The following is a 305-nucleotide window of genomic DNA, read 5'->3' on the forward strand; positions in this document are numbered from 1 at the left end:
GACCTTTCAGACGGCACGGATACCGTTGTTGCCACTGCAGACCTCACGGTAAATCCAGTGAATGACGCAGCGGTAGTGGAAGATGTGGGTTACACCATCCAAGAAGACGGCTCGTTGACCTTTACTGACGATCAGCTTCTAGCAGGCGCTTCAGATATTGATGGCGATGACTTATCTGTTGCAGATGTATCTTACTCTGGTACAGACGGCGTGTTCACCGACAACGGTGATGGCAGCTATACCTTCTCTCCAAATGAGAACTTCAATGGCGAAGTCGACCTAAGCTTCTCAGTAAGTGACGGTAC

Annotated in this window: 1 protein-coding gene; it reads left to right on the forward strand. The window is 49.8% G+C overall.

What is annotated here, in order from left to right; translation table 11 throughout:
* Nucleotides 1-305, forward strand: a 305-nt coding sequence (locus tag M9196_RS23375; protein WP_250619896.1) for a tandem-95 repeat protein, incomplete at both ends; no start/stop codon positions are given.

Origin of the sequence: Vibrio methylphosphonaticus, assembly GCF_023634655.1 — a bacterium.
GTDB classification, from domain to species: Bacteria; Pseudomonadota; Gammaproteobacteria; order Enterobacterales; family Vibrionaceae; genus Vibrio; species Vibrio methylphosphonaticus.